2 protein-coding genes are annotated in these 1,831 nt (G+C 57.2%); both read left to right on the top strand.

Features of this window, described 5'->3' with window-relative positions:
- Positions 1–377, top strand: a 377-nt coding sequence (locus EN906_RS32770) for a redoxin family protein (protein ID WP_127375706.1), incomplete at its 5' end; no start/stop codon positions are given.
- A 68-nt stretch (positions 378–445) separates the two neighbouring features.
- Positions 446–1,831, top strand: a 1,386-nt coding sequence (rpoN, locus tag EN906_RS32765) for an RNA polymerase factor sigma-54 (RefSeq protein ID WP_127375705.1), incomplete at its 3' end; no start/stop codon positions are given.

Here is a 1,831-nt window from a genome sequence, read left to right as displayed (position 1 = left end):
CCCCGACCTGCTCGACCTTCCAACTGCCCGATTTCGAAAAACTCTATGATCAATTTCTGGAACTGCGAATTGACGCGATCTACTGCGTCTCGGTCAACGATGCTTTCGTCATGAATGCGTGGGGAAAGTCCTTGGGGCTGCAGAAGATCGAGCTGATCCCAGACGGGTCGGGCGAGTTCACGCGCAAAATGGGCATGCTGGTCGCGAAGGACAATCTGGGCTTTGGCATGCGCTCCTGGCGATACGCCGCTCTGATCGACGATGGCGTGGTGGAGCAGTGGTTCGAGGAGGAAGGCTTCTGTGACAACTGCGAGACGGACCCCTATGGCGTTTCATCCCCGCAAAACGTTCTCGACAAATTGAAGGCGGCGGCATGACCCAGAAGTGGAAAGTCTCACACAACCCAAGCACACACTAGAGCCTCCTCGGCAGATCACGGTTCAACATGCATCTCTCAGCAAGCCTGCTTCAACGCCAGAAGCAACGTATGGTCTTATCGCCTCAAGCCATTGAAGCTATTCGCTTGCTGCGATTGACGCATACTGAACTCCATCAGCTCGTGCAGCAGGCACTCGAGAAGAACCCCGTTTTGAAGCCTGACCCGTTTGACGACGATTCGCCGCTGCCAGGGGTGGATCAGCGGAGCAGTCAAAGCAGAAGCGAAATCGGCGAATCGCCCATTGGCGGGCCGTCTGGCGGGCGCGGGCAATGGAAGTCGCAACGCAGTAGCGGCAACGATCGACCTGCCGTCGAGGAGTTTACCGCCCACACCGAAACATTGCACGACCATGTCGCCCGCCAGGTCGCCCTCAACCCGTTCACCCCCCAGGAGCGGCTGATTGCCGGACAGCTCGCCGCTCATCTGGAGGACACTGGCTATCTTCAGGTAAACCTTTTCGATCTGGCCAGGACGTTAAACGTTCGGCAAGCTGATGTGGAACGGGTCATCGGAATCTTGCAGCAATTTGATCCGCCGGGCATTTTTGCGCGAACTCTCAGCGAATGCCTGGAGATTCAGCTGCGCCAGCAAGACCGGTTCGACCCGGCTATGGCAGCTTTGGTCGCCAATCTCGAGATGCTTGCACGGGGGGATTTTCAGGGATTGAAGCAGCGTTGCGGAGTCGACGAGGAGGATCTCCTCGACATGAGGAACGAAATCCGCGCGCTCGATCCCAAGCCTGGAGACCGGTTCCAGTCCGGGACGCCGGAAACCATCGTACCGGACGTCTGGGTAATGCCCAAGTCCGAAGGTGGATGGCGGGTGGAGCTTGATCCGGCCACGCTGCCCAAAGTGTTGATCAACCACACCTATGTCGCCGAAATCTCGCAGCTGACCAAGCAAAATCCGGAAGGCAAAGCGTTTCTCGACAATTGCCAGGAAAAAGGGAACTGGCTGATCAGCAGTCTCAAGCAGCGCGCTAAGACGATCCTTAAGGTTGCGACCGAAATCGTGCGCCAGCAGGATGCCTTTTTTACACACGGCGCCGCCCATCTGCGGCCTCTCTGTCTCAAAAATGTCGCTGACGAGATCGGCATGCACGAGTCGACGGTAAGCCGGGTGACTTCGAACAGGTACATGTTGACTCCGCGCGGGGTGTTCGAGCTGAAGTATTTTTTCGCTGCGCCAATCGCATCCTGCGAGGGCGGCGATGCGCACTCCGCCAAAGCTGTCTGCCATCGGATCAAGGCAATCATAGCCGAAGAATCGCTCGACAAGGTACATTCCGACGAAGACATCGTTGCTCAACTCAAGGAGACCGGCATCGATGTCGCTCGCCGTACCGTCACCAAATATCGCGAGGCGATGAACATCCCTTCCTCCATACGACGG

The sequence above is a fragment of the Mesorhizobium sp. M7A.F.Ca.CA.004.06.1.1 genome (assembly GCF_003999135.1).
In the GTDB taxonomy this organism is placed as follows: Bacteria; Pseudomonadota; Alphaproteobacteria; order Rhizobiales; family Rhizobiaceae; genus Mesorhizobium.
This window is presented reverse-complemented; position numbering and strand designations above follow the sequence as displayed.